The organism is Sphingomonas sp. 7/4-4 (genome assembly GCF_027941955.1).
GTDB lineage: Bacteria > Pseudomonadota > Alphaproteobacteria > Sphingomonadales > Sphingomonadaceae > Sphingomonas.
In genome coordinates, this window is the sequence record NZ_CP115960.1 from 2967932 (window position 1) to 2987500 (window position 19569).

The following is a 19569-nucleotide window of genomic DNA, read 5'->3' on the forward strand; positions in this document are numbered from 1 at the left end:
CTATCAATAGCTGTCATTGAACTATAGCACATTGTCGCAAAATGACGCGATGAGATCAGTGGCTACGTCTATCCTTCGTATTGATGCTTGTGGCGACTTCTGGAGCGGCCTAGCTGCGCACCCGCGCGGCCATCTGCAACGCCGGCTGCACGCCACGGCACAACCGCGCGCGCAGCAGAGCGTCGATCTACACTGACAGCCGCGCCGGCCTCATCGGCACACTCGGATTCCGCGGCGGGCGCAGGTAGGGGCAATCGACACCGCCATGCCTGCCGACACTATGCTGTCAAATGGAATCATATTTCTAGAATATAATTAGTCAGGATGTAGCCAAAGGTCACAGCCATCAGCCCGGAGATTAACAGAGCCGCTGCTAAAACAACCGCCGACTCTCCGGCCTTCTTGTCCAGGATGTAATTCGCTCCGGTATAAAACAAGCATACCAATATCAGAAAGCCAATTCCGACATTTCTCCCCCACAAGGCAGTCACGACCGTAGTCAACATACCTATTATACACGATGATATGAATACAGCCGGAAACGTATAGAATCGTGTTATCATTGCGCGCACCCTGTTACGCCTAGCTTGCAGAAATTTTCCGCAGGCAGCGGTTTGTTGGCCCCGGGAAGGGAGTATCCCTGTGGAATAGGCACGTTCTTTGCGCCGACTGCCTCCAGGACACCATATGCGAAGCTATTTGAGTTGTAATCGTCGCCATTCGCAGATGGGAAAAGGCTATAAGGCTTATCATCCTTATAACTCTCGGCTACGCCCACCATGCGATTGATGAGACTGTTTTCATTGTCACCCTTCCCAGGAACAATGCGCGCTACTTCAAGACTTTCACCAGAAAGTGTCTTTGAAATATCTGTGGGTCGATTGATGCCTCCGACAAGTGGCCCGAATATATTGAGTTTAGTGTCGGGACCTCCCCCAATTGTCATAAATCGAACGCCATTCTCATCTGATTGAAATCGCTTATCGTTCATGAACGCTTTCTGGTTATCAGGCACAATGACGATCTTTGTATGATATTTACCGGCGCCTACCTCGTGTATGACTACGCTGATGCGTTTACCGGTTGCATCCTTCAAGTTCACCGGATCGTTTCCGACATAGGCATAAAGATTGACCTGATCCTCATACCCGATGGGATCGGTCTGCAGGAAGCGCCCGAGCGTCGGCGAGTAGATGCGGGCCTTGTAGTGGTACATCCCGGCCCCGGGCAGCCACATCTGCCCCGTGTACTGAAAGCGCCCGAGATTAGGCGTAGTCCCAGGCAAGGCACCATTCGGAATGCCATATTCGTCATATGCATTTATGCTGATGGCGGCCCCATACCCGTCAGCCACTGAAACCACAGAGCCTTGATGATCGACCTGAAGGCTTCGACGATCAACCAGGTTCGCACCCTCGTACCAGATGAGAGGATCGTCCGCGCCGTCGCCGTGGACGTACCGCCGCAATAACGCGCCGGTTACGTTATCATATTCGGCCACGACCTGATCGCCGTCATAAAGGAAGCGCGTCGATACCGAAGTGTTCACATAGGCGTACATCCGACCCTGAGGATCGTAGACCATCGCGAACTTGGCGTAACCCGAACGGAGGCGATTCTCAGCATCATAGAGATAGCTAGTGACGCCGTCCGATATCAGATTCCCCGAAGCGTCATACGTAAATGCCGTGCCATTCACGCTTGCATATTGGTTCAAGCCGTTGACGGTATGGGGTCGGCTCACGGCAGTGATACCGTTGAACGCGTAGGTGGCGTTCGATCGAGCGCGGGTAACGATTTGACCCGCAGGATTGTATGTCAACGTCGTCGTGACGTCCGACGCGGTCCCGGCTAGATCGTCGGAAACGCTTGTGAGCCGCGAGAAACCGTCATAGCCATAAGTAGTCGTGACGTACCCCCGGGTTTCGGTAGCGCGATTGCCTGTCGCGCCGTAGCTGCTCCACTCAATTGTCGCGCCTGCGTTCTCCTGGATCGATTTTAGGCGATTCAGGCCGTCGTAGGTGTAGTTGAAGTAGGTGCCGTCCGGATGCGTCAACCGCGTTCGATTTCCGTCCTCGTCATACTGATAGAGTAGCGTCCGGCTCGTGCCGTACATCGACGTCGTGGAAGACTCGAGCCGCCCGAAGCCGTCATAGGTGCTGAGCACCGCATCGGACCCCGCCGGGCCATCATATCGCGCGGAGACCTGAAGGCCTCGTGCATCATACGCATAATAGACATCGCGAACCCATTCGGCGAGAGGCGCCGATATGGGCGCGGCGCAGGGGAAGCTAGGGTCGCACGCATTTGGAATTGTCTTCGTCGTCACGCGATTCAGCGCATCATAGGTATAGGTGAGCGCCCGTCCGTCGCGCTTTCGTAGCGAGGTGCGATTGCCATTGGCATCATAGGCATAGCCTTCGAAGTCGGTCGCACTGACCGCTCCCGCTGTCGAATAGACTGAAGACACGGTCGAGGGATTGAACGCCGAGGGCGGCGTGGTTGACGGAAAGTACCAGCCCGTCTGCCGGTCAAACCCGTCATAGGTCAGCTGTGCCTTGTTGCCATTGGCATCGATCACGAACTGCTGCTTGCCGTTTTCGGTATAGGCATAGGCGATATAGGCCTGTTCGAGGCTGGTCCCCACTGCCTTGCGCACCTGCACGAGCTGCCCGGCGTCGTCGTAGATGTTCTTCGTGACCCGGTCCGGGCCCTGCGCGCCCGACGTCCCCAATGTGCAGGCGCTCGCCGGCAGGGCGCCGAATGCCGCCGGGTTCATTCGCACCGTGGAGCATTCCAACCGGCCCACAGTATCGTAGCTGTACTGTGTCACGGCGTAGTTTACGCCTGAAGCCCAGACCCGCTCGATGATCTTGCGGCCCATTGCGTCGTACGTCGTGTCGACTTGGTTGAATATTGTCAGTCCGGCCCAGTTCTCAGGCAGCACAGCCTCGGACTGCCACGCCGCAAGCTCACCTTTCTCCGCGCGGATCAATCTTCCCGCCGCATCATAGGTGTTGCGTGTTATGAGGTGGTGCAACGGTCCGGCACCATCGGGATCTGGCGCGATCGTACCTGTCACCCGACCTTGAAGATCATAGCGGGTGGCGCTGGTAAAATTCGATGGCGAGGCCTGGGCGAGCGCCGCCGAAGGAAGTGCAATGGCGACCAGGCAAAGCAGCCCGGCGATGGTCTTCTTCATGGCCATTCCCCCCATGCCGCTCATTGGCACACCGAAAGCCCGGCCCGCGGGCTGGTCTCCCAGATTCTTTTACCCTTCCAGTCATAGCCGTAGCAGGTACGCAGGCTAACGCCGTCTGCGCTTTCCACCTTGGCTCGCAAAAGGAGGTTATTTGCTGACCCATCGGCCCCGTATTCGTACGTCATAGTGCGTATCGGTGCCGCCGGATCGCATGTCGCGGCGTTCGAACCCGCGGCCGTCTGGCACTGCATCTCGGTGGCTGGCAGCCAGATCGGAGATGAAGCTTGCGTCAGCGACCCGCCAGAGCTCAGGATGTAGGCGTATTTCTGAACATAGGTATTCAGCTTCAGCGGTCGAGCAGACCTGGCCGCAGGGGCGGGGCCCATCGTCGACAAGACTCCACCATGCGTCTGATCATAGGCAAAGTCGGTAACATTCCCTTTCGCATCGCTGATGGTCAACGGAAGATAACAGGTTGCGCTGCTGGTGCAGGGCTGCGTGGGAAAGGTCTGCGCTCCCTGCGTAATGGTCGTCAGCCCGGAGTTAGGCTTTGGATAGAAGATATAATTTGGAAATCTCTCGTCTCGCGTGCCGATCACGGCCTTGTTGCCCTCGGGCGAAGTCACGCTGGTAAGATACCGTCCGAAATAGGTCGGTAGATATTGCAGCCCTCGTTGATCCGTGAAGGATACCAGAACATAGCCATGATAATCGAATGAAACCGAATTTCCTGCAGGATCGGTCCATGATGAATTATCATCAGGAAAATCCACATCCCCATCGCTCCGCCCTCCGGTTCCGGAACAGCTGCAATAGAAATACCAGTTCGATCCATCGGCAAGCACCTGATGTTCCACATTATTACGGCCAGTGGCGTAGTAGTTATTTATTTTGCAGGTGGTTGTCCCGGGGTCGGTCAGGCATGTCATTTTTTGCGACCCATACGTCCCATAGTCATAATGAGCCGTATTGCCCCGCACGTCGGTAGCTCCTGTCAGATTTCCGCTCGTATACTGATAGGTAGTTTTCAACGCCGCCGTTGCACAAGTCGTTGAAGTAGATACGTAGTTCTGAGATAAGTTGAAAGCGCAGGCGGCACTTACGGAGGTGCCACTGTAATCGAAAACCAGCGCGGAGCCATCGTTTGCGGTTACCAGCTTGGGAAGTCCGTTCAAGCGAACGACATCAACGTTCAGTCCGTTTGGATGCCTGATGTTAACATCTCGGCTTGTGCCATTAATAGTGTAAACCACGCCATTTCTGTTGGTGAATACGTAGTTTCCGCTAACCACTTGCAGGCTGGTATCTTCCTCGTCACTTTGCGGAACGGCCGAGGCCGGCAATCCATAATAGACATATTTCTCCCGGCCGATGATCACCGTCGTAGTCGCTTCGTGCGTCATTGAGGCGTTCCGCCATGTGATCCAGATGTCGTAATTGTGCGTCCAATTTGGTCCGAACCGCTTTGAGGAAGTCTCCTGCCCGCCAAGATACGATCGCTCCAGCGTCAGCGCCCCGATCGAAAGATCGGTCGCCGACGTAGTGAAAGTGCCGTCGACCATGTTTATGCCAGTGGGGCTCGCCGTAATCACTTTGGGTGGGGTGAGCGTCGACTGCGCTTCCGCGGATGCCGTGAAACCAGCCGCGGCCGTTATGGCCAGCGCTGCGAACGCAGCCCGGCGCGAAATCCGGAACATCGATTTCCCCTTCTCAAAATATTGTATCGCGCGGCGTTGTTTACGTATTCCCGGTGAGCCCGGAGACCGCCGCGAGGGCCGGAGACGACGGTGGATCAAGGTGAACAAGGTTGACGTCAAACTGCCTACTGTCACCGTCAGTGTCCCTTAGAAGCTGCTCCCGAACTGCCGATGATGCAGCCGGAACCGGAAGCTGTGAAATAGCTAGACCTGCACACAAACATTTGAGTTACCTGTCACGGTAACGCTGACGCTGCCCGCGGCGGTCGCCCCCAGACTATCCGAAACCGTATAGTTTACTGTGTAAGATCCCGGCAGGCTGGCCGCCATCTGGATGGAGGTGGAGTTCGCGATATCGACCCACATCGATGGGTCGGAAGCGGTGACGCCGACCAGCGAGAGCGGCGTGTTGCCGTCCGGGTCATAGTCGTTGGCGAGCACATTCAGCGTCTTGTAGCTCGCGCAGTGGAAGGACGTGCTGTCCGCCACCGCAACCGGCGGTGTGTTTGTCGGCGTAGGGGTAGGCGTCGGAGAGGGCGCGGGCGTCGTGCAGGGTGCACCGACTGCTCCCACAACATACTGCGCGCGGTTCCCCGCGGCGTCGAAGCAAGTCCCCGTCACAAAGCCGGTGTTTGGCCCGCCGCTCGTGCTCGTGCTCACCAGACGCCCCAGGGCATCATAGGAGTAGCTCGTGGACTCCTGTGCGCGGGCATGGCTCGACGTGGCGACCAGTGCGCCGAGCGCAGACCCGGTCATCCAGCAGGCGCGCAGGAAAGTTCGGCGCGCCGAAGGCCGCAGATTCATTTTAGATGTCCCCCATACGAGCGGGTATGCGGCCGCCGTAAGAAACCGAATTCAATCGCTATCGTGAATTTCGCCTGCGAGCCCCGTGGCGAATCGATTTTCGTTTCTAGGAGAATGTGAGCGCAAGCCACGCTTATGCGCAACATTTTATTGGATGGTTATCGAGCGGCTAAGTACGAACTCTCTCTGTGCCCGCCAGCAGACCGGTGCGCATCGTGGACCGGTGCTGGATTCGCCAACCTTCACAGCTGTGCGTCAGGTTTCGGCCACGACCTGGTCTTACGGCTCCTCGCTCACCGATCCGCCAGGTTCGAGCGTCCTCGTCGCGTCCGTTGACTGGCTGGAAGGAACGTTGCTCGGCACGATCGCGACGACCATCGCCGTCATTTCCGTCGCCAGCATCGGGTTAATGGTGCTCCCGGCAGGGTGGACCTGAGACGCGCTGCCACCGTCATATTGGGATGTTTCATCCTGTTCGGGGCGTCGAGCATCGTCGCCGGACTCGAAGGCGTGGCGAGAGAGCGGAACACAGTTGGACCTGCCCTTCCACGGATTGTCTCGATCGACGTTTCGTCGCTCGCGCGGCCATCATGGCCGCCGACCGGCTACGATCCGTATGCACGGGCTTCAGTTCCCATGCACTAGGTTTGAGTGTCGATGTTGAGACCGTCCAGCGAGAAACCGGGGTCTTGGCACGAGGCGCACGTACTCGGCTACTTAGTGCATCCACGCTTATAAAGCTGCCGCGGCTAACGGGTACATCTTGCCATTCCACCCAAGATGCAGCGAGTGTTCGTTTTGCGGCAGATGAAACCTAGAAGCGGACGGGCAGCTAGCGGCCCACTTCCTGCCGTAGGGCTTCCGTAGGGATCACCATCGTCAAGCGGAGAACGGCAAAACTGCGCCGTCTCAGGCGATCTGCCCAAAGTCGTTCCCACTTTTCGTCCCACACTTTTCCGCGGCTTTGATGGCATGATCTGGCATGTCATGAGCAATCCCTTGCGATTCTCAATTCCGCTCAATCGCAGAGTCACGATCTTAGCGGCGGCTTTTGGGCCGGAAGCAGACCGACCGGTTTCAAGCTATAAACTTGAGAACCGGTCGTGGACGGCTTTCGCTGGAACGCGCCGACGAAGGGCTATGGCTTCCGAACAAACCGTACATTGCGCGCTCCATTCGCCCACGCGGCAAAGCCGTCAACCTGGCCATCACGGGCCCGCGTGAAGACGAAACTGGTCGTACCACGCAGACGCGTCGTGAAACCGTCGGCGAAACTCGGTGCCAACTGCCATTCGGTCGCGAAGGGTTGCCGCATCAGCAGGGCGTCACCCTCCCGTACTACCGAAATCCGCGTGTCCAGCTCCGCGCTGTAATAGCTTCCGACATAGGCAGTGAGTGCGTCGCGACCGGTTCGGGCAGGCCCGACCGCAACGAAGCGCTGGCTCGGGGCATCGGCACCCAAGGTTAGTTCGACGGCCTTTCCCTTGGCCCGGACAAACCGCACGATACTCCCGTCCGCGCGCTGGAAGCGCTCTCCCCCAATTGGGCTAGCACCTGCGCCGATCCTTGCTGAAAGGTCAGCTGCTGGTCGACGACTTCTACTTTCACCAGTTCGCCGGTGACGGGGTTCCGAAACAATCCTTGGTACGGCGTCAGTTCTGTGCCGGTCATACCAGTCAGCGGCGCACTCTTCCGGGCGGCTGGGCTTGCGGGCCCGCCCTCGATGTAACCGCTTCCGTTGAGGGCATGCTCGGCGACCTTCTCGCCGAGGTCTACCGGATCGACACCGCCATTGTTGCAGAGCACCGCGACCGAGATGCCCTTGTCCGGATAACGGCCCAGCCAAGCCTTGTAGCCTGCGGTCGAGCCGCTGTGCGAGATCAGGCGCAATCCATGCGCACGGGTGACCTCGAGGCCCAGGGAGTATTCGAGAGCTGTGCCATTGCGTAGTTTACCCGGCTTTTGCAGGGCCGCCACCAGAGCCTCGCCGTCGTGTAGATCCGAGGGATGGTCGAGGAACGCGTTCCAGCGCAGCAAGTCCCCGATCGTGGTGAGTAGCCCGCCATTTCCATAGACGTTGGTGAAGGGCATGTTGGCGATGAAGCCATCGCCGGTCGAAGCGTAGGCCATTGCCCGCCCCGGCACGACCGTGCGGAAGTCCTCCCGCCATCGGCTGTTACCCATTCCGAGCGGCTGGAACAGGCGCTGTTCGGTGAAGCGTTGCAGGCTCATGCCGCTCACACGCTCGATGATGATCGCGGCCAGCGCGTAATTGGTGTTGGTGTAAAGGAATTCCGCACCGGGCGCGAAGTTCAGACCCTCCTGACGCGAGGCGAGGTCGAGGATCGTGCCCTGCGTATGCACCTGACTTCCGGGGCCGTTGCCGGTCAGAGCGAGCAGGCTCCATTGCTCGCGCAGTCCGCTGGTGTGGGTGAGCAAATGGCGGATCGTAATCGGAATGCCGTAGTCCGGCATCTCCGGCAGGTAGCGTCTGATATCGTCGTCGAGTGCCAGTTTGCCGTCCTGAACCAGCAATAGCATGGCGGCAGCCGTGAACTGTTTGGCGAGCGATCCCGTCTCGAGCACGCTATCCACGGTGAGCGGTACGAGGTGCTCGAGATCGGCCAGCCCGTGAGCGCGCGTGACAGGCGCCGCCCCCGCGATTTTTAAGCCCACCACGCAGCCAGGTCCCGTAGGAGCGATCGACGCCAATTCTGCATCCAGGTCGATTGCGGGCCGATTCTGTGGGATCGCCGCGAATGGAAGACTCCTGTTTTCGACAGCCGCGCCCCAAGCCACACTCAAGGGAACGCAGGTCAGGGCCGCGATGGTAACGAAGCGCATGGAACGCATTGGACTCTCCGATTGATTCGGCACCGCTGAAGCCCAGTCCGGACGGCAGCCCAACAGCGGATCGGTGAACGGCCCATGCGAGCGGTGAACGACGGCAATAAGCTACCTCACGGGCGTTGAGCGGCCAGGAACAGCTCGGTGCGCAGCGCGATCGTCAGCTAAACCGCCACCGCCGACGCGAGGGGCGGGCTGTCCAGCGCCTCGCGCAGGGCAGGCTGGCGGGAGCGGCTGACTGGCAGGGGCGCGCCCTCACTCAGGTGCAGCCGCCAGCGGTCGCCGTCCCGCTCCAGGCGCTGGACCTGCGACAGGTTTGCGATCACTGACCGATGGACCCGCAGGAAGCTTGCCGGCAGTTGAGTTGCCAGACCGTCCAAACGGGCGGTGTGCAGCAGGCTGCGGCCGCCGACCAGCCGCAGCTCGACATAGTCGTCGGCCCCAACGACGGCGAGGATCTCCGCGATCGGCACCAGCTCGACGCCGCGCGCCGACGCCACGGTCAGCCGGTCGGGGCGGCTGGCGGCGCGCGTCAGGGCGGCCTCGCGGCCACGGTCGTCGCGGCCCAGCCGAACCACCTCTCCCATCAGCAGCGGCAGCACCAGGCCGGCGGCAAGGAGGAAGTAGGAGAAATCGGCCAGCCATTCGGGGAAGCCGAGGGCTAGCGCGAGGAACAGCGCCAGATAGCCCAAGGTCAGCCGCGCGCCGGGCTGTTTACCGCGTGCGCCAGCCGCAGCCGGCACCACGGCGAGCGCCACCCCGCCGATCAGTGCCCATACCGTCTTCACGTCGAAGCCGGGCAACAGAACGGTTGCTCCGACGACGGCCAGGGCAACGCCGATCATCAGGGCACGCGCCTTAGGCAGGAACCGGATGGTAACATAGGTCACCAGCAGGATCGCGAAGGCAGCCGCCAGCACCCAGATGGCGCTCATCCGCCATGCGTGCAGAGGATAGGAATAGTCGAACAGCGGCCGCAAGCTCTCGACAACGGCCTGCAGCGCCGCGACCCCGGCGATCGCGGCCAGGATCAGGCTGGATCCCGTGCGACGCATGGCGTGGATGACGCCGAAGCCGAACGCCGCCGCCAGCAGGGCGCCGGCCGCTACGAAGGTGATGGCCAACAGCGCGGCGCGCTGCGGATAGGGATAGGGTAACACGATTATCGCGCCCATCGGGCGATCGAGACGCAGGCCACCGTGGAAGGATGACAGGTGCCGTACCAGCAGGTTACCACCGGGTTGCCAGATGGCCTCGCGGATCGGAAAGGTAGCCTGGTACTGCCCGGGAACCTCTTCCCGCGCGGTGGCGCCGGGGCGACCGTTGATGCCCAAGCGCTGGCCGTTGAGCCAAGCTTCGGACGAGGCCACGCCCGCCACATAAAGGGCGCGCGGGCGGATGTCGCCGGGGAGCTGATCGTGGAACGGATCCAGAGCTCGCGCCCCTGTGGATCTACGAAATCCTCGATCGGGCGACAGTCGCTCAGCACCGGACCATCCGGTCCGACCACGCCATGACAGGCCTGCCACGGCAAATCCTGGGCTCGGGCCGGGATCGCGAGACTTGTCAGTAGAACGGTGAGGATCAGGATTCGCCACATGCGCGCCGCTCTAGGGCGCCACTCGCCGAGATGCACCGCCATTCGCCGATGACCCACCGCCATTGACCGAAGCGGGGTGGATGACAGCATCGTGAGCAGCTCTGTCGTCGGCATGACCCAGATATCGCTCAATCGCCGTGCCGTGCTCGCTGCCGCCGCCCTCGCCTTTCCTGCCCTGGCACTCGCCCGGGCCTCCACGCAGACGGCCTCTCCGTCGCAGGCTGGCCCGATCCGCTTCAAGGGCTGGCGCGGCGCGGAGACCGACGCCGAACGGGGCTATTTCGAGGTCCCGGAAGATCGCCGCGATCCCGGCTCGCGGAGAATCCGGCTGGGCTATGTCCGTTTCCCTCGACGTCGGCCAGACCCGGTCCGCCGATCGTCTATCTGGCCGGTGGACCGGGCGGTGAAGGAACGGGCGCGGCGACCGGACCGCGCTTTCCGATCTTCATGGCCTTGCGCGCGGTGGCCGACGTCATCGCCTTCGACCAACGGGGCACAGGCCTGTCCAGTACCATTCCGGAGCGGCCGGCCTCGGGACGCCCGCTGCCAGTATTCAACGAGGCCGGGCTGACGTCCTGGTACCGCGCCGAACTCCAGAGCGCCTGGGCCGACTGGACGAAGGCCGGCGTGGCGATGGCCGGCTACAACACCGAACAGAGCGCGGACGACGTGGAGGATCTCCGGCGTCATCTCGGCGCGGAGAAGATCGACCTGTGGGGCACCAGCTACGGCTCGCACCTCGCGCTCAGCGTGCTCAAGCGACACGGCGACAGAGTGAACCACGTGGCCCTGTCAAGCCTCGAGGGTCAGGATCAGACCGTGAAGCGGCCGGCGCGCACCGACGCCTATCTTCGTCAGGTCGACACCCTGTTGGACGCGGACCCCGCCGCGCGTGCGGCCATACCCGATTTGCTCACCCTGATGCGCCGCGTGCACAGCCGGTTGGAGGCGCAGCCGGCCGTTACGGCGGTAACCCTGAACGGCACGCCGGCCAAGATCCGAATGGGCGGCTTCGGCGTCCAGATGCTGGCTGGCGGGCTGATTGCCAATCCACAGACCCTGGCCATGCTGCCGGGCCTGTATCTCGCGCTCGACGCCGGCAAGACCGCCGGGCTGGCACCGTTCCTGGGCGATATGGCCGACTTCCTGAACCTGAGAGGCATGCCCGAGGCGATGGATCTAGCGTCCGGGATTTCTCCGCGTCGGCTGGCCTTGGTGCGTCGGGAAGCGCGGACCGCGGTGTTGGGCGAGACGCTGAACTTTCCGATGCCGCAATTGCTGGGCGCGATCCCAGGCGTCGATCTCGGCGAACGCTTCCGAGCGCCGATCCGCATCGATCATCACACCCTGCTGATCGCCGGTTCGCTGGACGGCCGCACCGTGCTGGCCGAGCAAGATGAAGTCGCGGCCCAGTTCCAGCGCAAGTCCCGAGTGATCGTTGAGAACGCCGGTCACAACGTCTTCGAGGCCCATCCCGACGTGCAGGTCCTGCTGGTGCGGTTCTTCGGCGGCGAGGCTGTGGCCGACACCCGGCTGGCACTGCCGCCGCCGAAATTCCGGTTGGCGTGATCGAGCGTTCGGCGAGGAGGAGGGAGGACCGCTTTCAGGAAGTGCGTGATGGCAGTCGAAAGACCGCAACTGGGCGCATTGCTGCCGCTCGGGACCACTTCGATCCAAGAGCTATGCTGCCATCGCTTCGATGTTTCAATTTGCTCGATTTTCCGGCGCAAGCGACGGCAGCGCGTCGTGAGCGACGGCGCTAATCTCCTAAATTTCACAACCATATGCGCCCCTGCCGACGGCTGCGCTTTTATCTTGCCATAGCTCCGATCGTGCATCCGGCAAGTATCGGCACCCTCCGAACCAGAGCTGAAAGGCCCGCCCGATCATTGGCTGGTCTGTAGCGTTGTAGATCAGGCGACCAGAGTACTAGCTTGCGCCGACGACGGCTCACGGGAGCCGTGGGCCGTAATAGCTGCCCGTCTGGATCGCACCTCCGGAACGTCGGTAGGCGCCTCACCAGCGGACGTTTGCGCGTGGGCAGTTAAAGCTGTCTTTGATCAGGCCGTGAGTCGCTTTGCGATTTTGCCGGCTTTCCCGCCGCTCTTCACGATAACGAGTGCGTCGCGGGCATCTCTCGCCGAGTGGCTCAAGAATCCGATGTTCTACAAGGTCGAAGATCAGCACCGCACATGATCCCGGCGCCGGGATCGCACCACCGTGCCGCTCGACGCTCTACCGAAATTTGGAAGCCGGCACTTTCCCCGAGGGACATCAAGATCAGCACACCGGATGCCGGATGGCACGAGCCCGGGGTTCGCGGCTGGTTTGAGAACCCCGATATCCAACGCAGCGACGATCGGGAAGCTGCGGAACGCCCGTAAACGAGTATGGCCGCGCCGAAGTGTCTCGCCTCTACCCGTTTGACAGTCCTGCAGCCCGCGCTGCTATCTCGCACCCTGTTGGCAAGGAAGGTGAAGTTGGAGCACCGCACATTGGGTCGCGCAATTCAGGTGTACGGTGCCGCAGGCGCCGCCCTGCTCTGCCTCGTTCAGCCTTGTCATGCACAAGAGGCGGCGGCCGCGGCCAGCGCGACCTCCCCTCTTCGCTCGTCGGCGAATATGTCCACTCGCAGATGGAACTCGTCGCCGGTATCCGCCTCAATCCTGACGGCACATTCCTCTACGGCCTCACCGTTGGTTCCCTCGATGAGCGCGCGCGGGGACGCTGGAAAGCCTCGGGCAATCGCATCGAACTGACCAGCGACCCCCGGCCGATCGCGCCCGTTATCACGCCAGCAAAAATAGAAGCGGCACCCAGCCGGCCCTTCGCACTTCGGATTGTGGCGCCCAATGGCCGCGACATCCCGGGCGTGGATCTCCTGCTCGAGTTCGACGCCGGCGAACCGCTCCAGTCCTATGCGGCCGGCGAACCCTGGACGCTGCCAGTCGAAGAGCGGCGAACGCCACGCTTCGTCACCTTCAGCATGCCGTCCTATCGCCTGAGGTCCGACCGGCTCCCGCTCGATGCCAAAGCCGGCACGGTCGCAAACTTCACCCTCACCCCGAACGACTTCGGGGTCGCAGATCTGACCGGTGTGCAGGGCGAGATCCAGGGCGACACGCTGACACTGCTTCGGCCCGAAGGCACGATGCAGTTCAGGCGAGCAGAGAAATAGATGTCGCGCGCGACCGATCGCCGCGTACGCCGCTTGACCGCTCCCTCCGCAGGTGATGGAACGGCGCTGTGAGCGAAGATACTCCCGGCGAGCAGTCCGAACAGGCGAAATCCGGCACGCGTGCCGAGGAGCGCGCGGTAGAAGCAGCGGCGATCCGGCGCCGCTGGATCACGCTGGGCGAAGTACTGGCGGTGATCGCCGTCACGATCTCGGCTCTGACTCTTTGGAACGGCTGGAGCGAGCGGAGCGAGAGCAAGGCAGCGAAGAGCGCGGAAGCCAGGCAGACATCGGCCAAGGCAGCGACGCTGGTGCTCGTCGCCGGAGACAGCGGAAAGCGAGAGCTCACACTCCAACCCGCTTCCGCCGGACAGTCCGTCCAGAGCCAGAAGATCCTGCTTCCCGGCGCACTGAAAGTGGTGCCGGTGGAAACCACCGGAGAGCCTCGCATCGAAGCGAAATGGTTCGAGAGCGCCCTCATCAAAGCGCGCGAGGCGGCGCACCTGCCGGACGACAGCCGTGGCGACGAGCGGCTACCCGTGGTGATAATTACGCGTTTTCTCGCCGATGGCGTTCCACATGAGGATGTGGCGCTCTACGACGTTGGCTACACCGTGACCGGTCGCCTGCTCAGCGGACACAACGTTACCCTGCGCGGCCTCTCTTTCGTCTCACGGGCCACCCCTGAGAACGCCCGGGCCAGGCTTGATGCGCGCTGGAAGACCCTCGTTCCTTCACCGTAGCGCCCGTCACGCTCGCACGCGGTTCAATTTCGTCCTCTGCCCGACGCTGCCGCGGCTGGTTGCTTACTAAGGTATGTGTGGGCCACACCGCCTGAATACGATCGAGGACTGAGGACGACAGCTATGCGCCCAGATGCGGTCACTGCTGTCGTTTTCCACTCCGCTCAAAAGGGGACGTTCATTCGGGTATTGCCTTCGACCAAGTCGGTTCGAAATCCTTGACATGACCGGTGCCGGAGAGGGCGAGGAAGTCCAGATGACCCTCGCCAAGCGCCCAAGGCACCTCGCACGACCGGGTGAGATGAACCGGGCCAATTTCATCAACCGCCTTGGCCGGCGGGGTCGCACTCCCCGCCGGCCTCTCTTCAGATCAAGCGTTCGAGGTCAGACGACTACGGTGCGGACTTCGCTTGTCGCTGTCTTGTAATCACCGCCCACCCCAACGCCTCCTGCAAGGGCAGCGGCATTGTCGGCGAATGTACGTCGGAAGATGCTCACATCGCCGTTTGCGCGAACGACGAGCGAATTCTGCGCTTGCCCAGCGCGATAGATTATTAGGTTGGGCCCATCCGGTCCCTCCTCCTGTCCCAAATAGAAGACAGGCACGCCGGCGGTATTAGTGAACAGGATATGGGCAGCAAGGCCGGCCTGCGGCGTCAAGGTCGCGCCCACACCATCCGACGCATAGAAGACCTGAGGCGCGACGCTGACGTTGCCGGCAAACTCGACGATTCCTTTTCCTTCGGCCCCCTCCGTGAAGCTGTTTGTCCCGAGGCGAACATCGAACGATGTCTGAGTACCGTTGCCGTCATCGATCCGTAGCGACACGCCGTTACCGATCGTGGAATTGTTACCGATGATACAGCGACCCGAGTTCGCGCCGATGTAAATTGCCGCGCCCCAGCCGTTTACGAAGACATTGCCGGTGATCGAGCTGCCAGGTGAGCCGAACACCTTAAGGGCCTGGTTGATCGGTGACTGCGCTTCGCCTGTGCTCTCTGTCGTATTGCCGATGCAGGCGGTTCCGGGGCTAGCTCGATGTTGATGCCGTTCTCGCGGCAGCGGGCGATCGTGTTGCCGACGAAGACAGTGCCGAACAGCTTGCCGCTGTTCGCCCCGCCGCCAAAGCCGCCTTCAGCGTGAAGGCCGTTATAGTGTCGAATATCGGTGATCCGATTGCCATCGGCGACGTTACCCCGACAATCTGCATTCCCGGCGAGGAAGCCAAGCCCCTGTGAAACGAACCGCACGTAGCAGTTGGCGATCAGGTTATCGTTGCCATTGAAGAAGAAGATCCCGCCGTCCGAAAAACCCGAAACTTCGACGCCCGTGATTTCACACTTGTTGCACCACTCGAGGAAGATGGCCTGTCCATTGACGACGGACGGCACGGATCCCGTGAACGTGGCGTTGCCCATCAGCATGAAGTTCCGCAGCTTGATCCTTTCCAGCGGCGCACCCTGCACGCCGCCCCCTTTATGAAGCCTTTGCGGGTATCGCTGTCGGGGTATATTTTGATCCAGTGAATGACCGAGGCGGAGCCCGCGCCGACGAGCTCGATATTCGAATAGAGCCTCAACGTATCGCTGATCCGATAGTCGCCACGGGGAATGTAGACTGATCCACCGCCGCGGGCATTCACCGCATCGATCGCGGCTTGAAACGCTGCCGTATCGTCTTCTTCGCCGTCGCCGATGGCGCCGAAGTCATACACCGACACCACATCGCCAAGCTTCGTGGAAGTCGGCCGCCTCGTTGACCCGATCGCGTCAAGTTTGAAGCTGATGGCGTCTGCCTGCTGACGTACCCAGGCGCCGACAGTCAGAGCGGTATCGTCCTGCTTAACGATGTTGATGTCGTCGGCGGGCCCCTTCGGCGGGCCAGAATAATCACCTTCCGTCCAGATAAACAGGCCTTGCCGGCCCGCCTCGGTCAAAACAGTTGCCCCTTCGGTTGTGCTGAGCGCCTTCAGCGCCGTTAGAGAGGCTACCGCCATGATCGTCTCCTTTGAAGAATCGCGGCCTACCCGCGACTCACCGTCGGAACAAAGAAAGAACATTCCAACATTGCAAGCGCCAAGACGCCGCCACGGCTCGCGGCCAAAGCCCTATAGGGTGCGCCTCTTGGTGAGGCTGATCCCCAGAGCCAGTAGCGGCCTGCCTTCCCTCGGCTTCTAACGTCCGCCCTTCGCAAATATCGATAGAAACCGGACCTTCAGCTTTCGGCCCAATCACGCCATAGCCGGCGCCATGTCGACATCCGATCCGATGTTCATGGTGCCATCGATCATGCCGGCTACCACCTCAGCCCAGTCCTCGAGCATTCGCCGCCGCGGCGTGAGATAGAGCGCGCTGTTATACGTGCTGCGGACATCATCGCGATCGGCGTGGGCGAGCGCCGTCTCGATCCAGTCGGATCGATAGCACTCGGCCTCGTTCGCCCATGTGGAGGCTAGCCCGCGAAAGCCGTGAACGGTCTGCCGGCCGCGATAGCCCATGCGATAACAGGCGTAGATCATGGTGTTCTGGGAGATGGGCTGACCAGGCTTGTCGCCGCCAAAGACGTAGCCGCCACTGGAATATGCGCGCACTTCGGCAAGCAGCGCCACCACCTGCGGTGCAAGGGGCACCAGGTGCTCGCGCTCCATCTTCATGCGGCCGGCGGGCTCGCGCCAGAGCGGCTCGGCGCCGTCGAATTCCTCAAACTCCGCCCACCGCGCGAGCCGGGTCTCATTGGTTCGTGCCCATGTCAGCAGTGTGAAGAGCAGCGCGGCCCGGGTGACGGCGCGCCGCCGCGGCGTCTCCTCGCCGTCATAGCGATCGATCGCGCGCACAAGCGCCGGAAGCTCGTTGAGCCCTACCCGCGCCATATGGCGCGTCCGTGGCTTCGGCTTCAGCAGATCACTCAGATACGCGGCGGGATCCTGATCGGCCCACCCCTGCGGGATAGCGAAGCGATAGATCTGGCTGACATGCTGCTTGAGGCGTCGACTGACGTCGAGCGCCCCGCGCGCCTCCACGGAGCGCACCATGGCGAGCACATCGCCGCTGGTCACGGAGCGCAGGTCCCGCGCGCCGAGCGCCGGAAAGGCGTCGCGCTCAAGTCTGGTGAGCAGCCGGCTGGCGTGCCCGCCATCGAGTGCTTCAAGCCGGTTCTTGTGCCACGCACGGGCAGCCTCTTCGAACGTCATCGCCGGCGCCGCGGTCTCCTTCGCGCCAGGATCTATCCCCTTCGCCAGCGCGACCTTTGCCTCAGCGCGGCGCAGCCGCGCCTCAGCGAGGCTTAGATCGGGATAGCGGCCAAGGCGAGAGCAGCTTGCCGTCGAAGCGGTACTTGAAACGCCACAGCTTTGAGCCGTTGGGGCGAATCAGGAGATAGAGGCCGCCTCCGTCTGCAAGCTTGTAGTCCTTCGCGCGTTTCGTTGCGTAACGGGCTTCGAGTTCCTTGAGAGCCATTTGGGGGTACTCCGCAGGTGTCTGCGGGATTACCCCAGAAAATACCCCCAAATGCAAATCGACGCAGTGGCATCCGGCGGCATCCGGCGAGACGCTCTGGATCCTCGCGACTCGGCTTAAGCTACAGAAAAAGGCACAAAAAAACCGCCCCAGGATGTTCCGGGACGGTTTGATTATTGCGACCTTGGTTGCGGGAGTAGGATTTGAACCTACGACCTTCAGGTTATGAGCCTGACGAGCTACCGGGCTGCTCCATCCCGCGCCACCATGGTGTTGGGATCAGGGACGGAGGCGAAGCCTCCGCAAGGCCGACCGGCCGCCGCGCCTTATTGGCGCGAAAGCCAAAGCCGCGGATGCGGCTGCCGGCGCCTGAGGCCAACAAAGAAAGTGAATGGGTTTTTCCTGTGGGGAACCTTGGATTTGCGTTTCGCACGGGCTGCAATGCCTGGCGACGACCTACTCTTCCATCGCTTGAGCGATAGTACCATCGGCGCTGTCTGGTTTCACGGCCGAGTTCGGGATGGGATCGGGTGGTTCACAGACGCCATAGCCACCAGGCAATGGAGCCCGTGCGACGGGCAGCCGGTGAGGCTGCCCTTTTGGGCGCAAATCTTGGGGTTCAAATCGATACCGTGCACATGTGTTCGAATATAGCTGCGATGATCATCCGACCATTTGCAACACCGGGTGGTACCCAGAATTGTCATTGATGGTGGAACTCTCAAGCGCGAATAGGACAATTAGTACTGGTTAGCTCCATGCGTTACCGCACTTCCACATCCAGTCTATCAAGGTCGTGGTCTCCGACCGTCCTAAGAAATCTTATCTCGAGGGAGGCTTCCCGCTTAGATGCTTTCAGCGGTTATCCCGTCCATACATAGCTACCCAGCTGCGCTCTTGGCAGAACGACTGGTACACCAGAGGTATGTTCAACCCGGTCCTCTCGTACTAGGGTCAACTCCTCTCAAATTTCGACGCCCACGGCAGATAGGGACCAAACTGTCTCGCGACGTTCTGAACCCAGCTCACGTACCACTTTAATTGGCGAACAGCCAAACCCTTGGGACCTGCTCCAGCCCCAGGATGTGATGAGCCGACATCGAGGTGCCAAACAACCCCGTCGATATGAGCTCTTGGGGGTTATCAGCCTGTTATCCCCGGCGTACCTTTTATCCGTTGAGCGATGGCCCTTCCACGAGGGACCACCGGATCACTATGACCGACTTTCGTCTCTGCTCGACTTGTCAGTCTCGCAGTCAGGCTGGCTTATGCCATTGCACTCTAACAGACGGTTTCCAACCGTCCTGAGCCAACCTTCGCGCGCCTCCGTTACTCTTTAGGAGGCGACCGCCCCAGTCAAACTACCCGCCACAGAGGGTCCCAGCACCGGATGACGGTGCGTGGTTAGACATCAGAAACAAACAGGGTGGTATTTCACATTGTGGCTCCACACGGGCTGGCGCCCATGCTTCAAAGCCTCCCACCTATTCTACACAGTTTCTTCCTAATGCCACTCTGAAGCTGCAGTAAAGGTGCACGGGGTCTTTCCGTCTAACCGCGGGTACTCCGCATCTTCACGGAGAATTCAATTTCGCTGAGCATGTCCTGGAGACAGTGGGGAAGTCGTTACGCCATTCGTGCAGGTCGGAACTTACCCGACAAGGAATTTCGCTACCTTAGGACCGTTATAGTTACGGCCGCCGTTTACCTGGGCTTCATTTCGGAGCTTGCACCCCTCCACTTAACCTTCAGGCACCGGGCAGGCGTCAGACCCTATACGTCGTCTTGAAGCCGACTTAGCAGAGCCCTGTGTTTTTGCTAAACAGTCGCTACCCCCTGGCCTGTGCCCCCTCAAAAAGCTTGCGCTCAGTGAGGGCCTCCTTCTTCCGAAGGTACGGAGGCAATTTGCCGAGTTCCTTCAGGACACTTCTCTCAAGCGCCTTGGTATACTCTACCTGACCACCTGTGTCGGTTTCGGGTACGGTCTATACGGTGGGGCTATTTCCCGGGACCTCTTCGAAGCACGATCAATCCGATAAGATCGTA

15 protein-coding genes, 1 tRNA gene and 2 rRNA genes (1 of these 18 running past the window's edge) are annotated in these 19569 nt (G+C 60.9%); 4 read left to right on the plus strand and 14 right to left on the minus strand.

Annotated elements, in window-relative coordinates; genetic code table 11:
* Positions 1 to 559: 559 nt before the first annotated feature.
* The 3 genes from PIB19_RS14965 to PIB19_RS14975 form a co-directional block, all read right to left on the minus strand.
* Complete coding sequence (locus PIB19_RS14965) at positions 560 to 3202, minus strand: RHS repeat domain-containing protein (RefSeq protein ID WP_271238006.1); 2643 nt, start codon at positions 3200 to 3202, stop codon at positions 560 to 562.
* Between the two features lie 20 nt (positions 3203 to 3222).
* Positions 3223 to 4899, minus strand: coding sequence for a DUF6531 domain-containing protein (locus PIB19_RS14970; RefSeq protein WP_271238007.1), 1677 nt, complete (start codon positions 4897 to 4899; stop codon positions 3223 to 3225).
* Positions 4900 to 5103: 204 nt separating this feature from the next.
* Positions 5104 to 5388 carry an Ig-like domain-containing protein gene (locus PIB19_RS14975; RefSeq protein ID WP_271238008.1) on the minus strand — a complete coding sequence of 95 codons (285 nt, stop codon included), beginning with the start codon at positions 5386 to 5388 and terminating at the stop codon, positions 5104 to 5106.
* 469 nt (positions 5389 to 5857) lie between these two features.
* On the opposite strand from PIB19_RS14975, the gene PIB19_RS14980 reads away from it, so the two are divergent.
* On the plus strand, positions 5858 to 6139 hold the full coding sequence (locus PIB19_RS14980; RefSeq protein ID WP_336297157.1) for a hypothetical protein: 282 nt from the start codon (positions 5858 to 5860) through the stop codon (positions 6137 to 6139).
* 702 nt (positions 6140 to 6841) lie between these two features.
* On the opposite strand, the gene PIB19_RS14985 is transcribed toward PIB19_RS14980, so the two are convergent.
* From PIB19_RS14985 to PIB19_RS14995, 3 genes are all read right to left on the minus strand, one after another.
* Positions 6842 to 7165: a hypothetical protein gene (locus tag PIB19_RS14985; RefSeq protein WP_271238009.1), complete on the minus strand. Its 324-nt coding sequence runs from the start codon at positions 7163 to 7165 to the stop codon at positions 6842 to 6844.
* A 2-nt stretch (positions 7166 to 7167) separates the two neighbouring features.
* Positions 7168 to 8547, minus strand: coding sequence for a serine hydrolase domain-containing protein (locus PIB19_RS14990; RefSeq protein WP_271238010.1), 1380 nt, complete (start codon positions 8545 to 8547; stop codon positions 7168 to 7170).
* A gap of 167 nt (positions 8548 to 8714) precedes the next feature.
* Positions 8715 to 9920, minus strand: a complete 1206-nt coding sequence (locus PIB19_RS14995) for a LytR/AlgR family response regulator transcription factor (protein ID WP_271238011.1) — start codon at positions 9918 to 9920, stop codon at positions 8715 to 8717.
* A gap of 614 nt (positions 9921 to 10534) precedes the next feature.
* Here PIB19_RS14995 and PIB19_RS15000 point away from each other — a divergent pair.
* The 3 genes from PIB19_RS15000 to PIB19_RS15010 all read left to right on the plus strand — a co-directional run bounded on the left by PIB19_RS15000 (position 10535) and on the right by PIB19_RS15010 (position 14068).
* Entirely contained in the window at positions 10535 to 11719 is a 1185-nt protein-coding gene (locus tag PIB19_RS15000) for an alpha/beta fold hydrolase (protein WP_271241003.1), read from the plus strand.
* 1066 nt (positions 11720 to 12785) lie between these two features.
* Positions 12786 to 13328, plus strand: coding sequence for a hypothetical protein (locus tag PIB19_RS15005; RefSeq protein WP_271238012.1), 543 nt, complete (start codon positions 12786 to 12788; stop codon positions 13326 to 13328).
* Between the two features lie 68 nt (positions 13329 to 13396).
* Positions 13397 to 14068 carry a hypothetical protein gene (locus PIB19_RS15010; RefSeq protein WP_271238013.1) on the plus strand — a complete coding sequence of 224 codons (672 nt, stop codon included), beginning with the start codon at positions 13397 to 13399 and terminating at the stop codon, positions 14066 to 14068.
* 384 nt (positions 14069 to 14452) lie between these two features.
* Here the strand turns inward: PIB19_RS15010 and PIB19_RS15015 are convergent, their stop codons facing one another.
* From PIB19_RS15015 to PIB19_RS15050, 8 genes are all read right to left on the minus strand, one after another.
* A complete protein-coding gene (locus PIB19_RS15015) occupies positions 14453 to 15022 on the minus strand; it encodes a hypothetical protein (protein ID WP_271238014.1) in 570 nt (189 codons plus the stop codon).
* On the minus strand, positions 14977 to 15492 hold the full coding sequence (locus PIB19_RS15020; protein WP_271238015.1) for a right-handed parallel beta-helix repeat-containing protein: 516 nt from the start codon (positions 15490 to 15492) through the stop codon (positions 14977 to 14979). Before PIB19_RS15020 ends, PIB19_RS15015 begins: the two co-directional genes overlap by 46 nt.
* Positions 15486 to 16064 carry a glycosyl hydrolase family 28-related protein gene (locus PIB19_RS15025; protein ID WP_271238016.1) on the minus strand — a complete coding sequence of 193 codons (579 nt, stop codon included), beginning with the start codon at positions 16062 to 16064 and terminating at the stop codon, positions 15486 to 15488. Before PIB19_RS15025 ends, PIB19_RS15020 begins: the two co-directional genes overlap by 7 nt.
* Before the next feature lie 234 nt (positions 16065 to 16298).
* Positions 16299 to 17258: a tyrosine-type recombinase/integrase gene (locus tag PIB19_RS15030; RefSeq protein WP_271238017.1), complete on the minus strand. Its 960-nt coding sequence runs from the start codon at positions 17256 to 17258 to the stop codon at positions 16299 to 16301.
* Positions 17259 to 17340: 82 nt separating this feature from the next.
* Positions 17341 to 17523: an Arm DNA-binding domain-containing protein gene (locus PIB19_RS15035; protein ID WP_271238018.1), complete on the minus strand. Its 183-nt coding sequence runs from the start codon at positions 17521 to 17523 to the stop codon at positions 17341 to 17343.
* A gap of 185 nt (positions 17524 to 17708) precedes the next feature.
* Positions 17709 to 17785 (minus strand) — tRNA-Met (locus PIB19_RS15040).
* 181 nt (positions 17786 to 17966) lie between these two features.
* Positions 17967 to 18081, minus strand: a 5S ribosomal RNA gene (gene rrf, locus PIB19_RS15045).
* Positions 18082 to 18243: 162 nt separating this feature from the next.
* A 23S ribosomal RNA gene (locus PIB19_RS15050) occupies positions 18244 to 19569 on the minus strand; it runs 1468 nt beyond the window's last position.

Coding starts and splice junctions, on each gene's coding strand:
- PIB19_RS15025 (WP_271238016.1), bottom strand. CDS start 16,064: ATGGCGGTAGCCTCTCTAACGGCGCTGAAGGCGCTCAGCACAACCGAA.
- PIB19_RS14970 (WP_271238007.1), bottom strand. CDS start 4,899: ATGTTCCGGATTTCGCGCCGGGCTGCGTTCGCAGCGCTGGCCATAACG.
- PIB19_RS15035 (WP_271238018.1), bottom strand. CDS start 17,523: ATGGCTCTCAAGGAACTCGAAGCCCGTTACGCAACGAAACGCGCGAAG.
- PIB19_RS14990 (WP_271238010.1), bottom strand. CDS start 8,547: ATGCGCTTCGTTACCATCGCGGCCCTGACCTGCGTTCCCTTGAGTGTG.
- PIB19_RS14980 (WP_336297157.1), top strand. CDS start 5,858: ATGGTTATCGAGCGGCTAAGTACGAACTCTCTCTGTGCCCGCCAGCAG.
- PIB19_RS15005 (WP_271238012.1), top strand. CDS start 12,786: ATGGAACTCGTCGCCGGTATCCGCCTCAATCCTGACGGCACATTCCTC.
- PIB19_RS14965 (WP_271238006.1), bottom strand. CDS start 3,202: ATGAAGAAGACCATCGCCGGGCTGCTTTGCCTGGTCGCCATTGCACTT.
- PIB19_RS15020 (WP_271238015.1), bottom strand. CDS start 15,492: ATGCTGATGGGCAACGCCACGTTCACGGGATCCGTGCCGTCCGTCGTC.
- PIB19_RS15030 (WP_271238017.1), bottom strand. CDS start 17,258: ATGACGTTCGAAGAGGCTGCCCGTGCGTGGCACAAGAACCGGCTTGAA.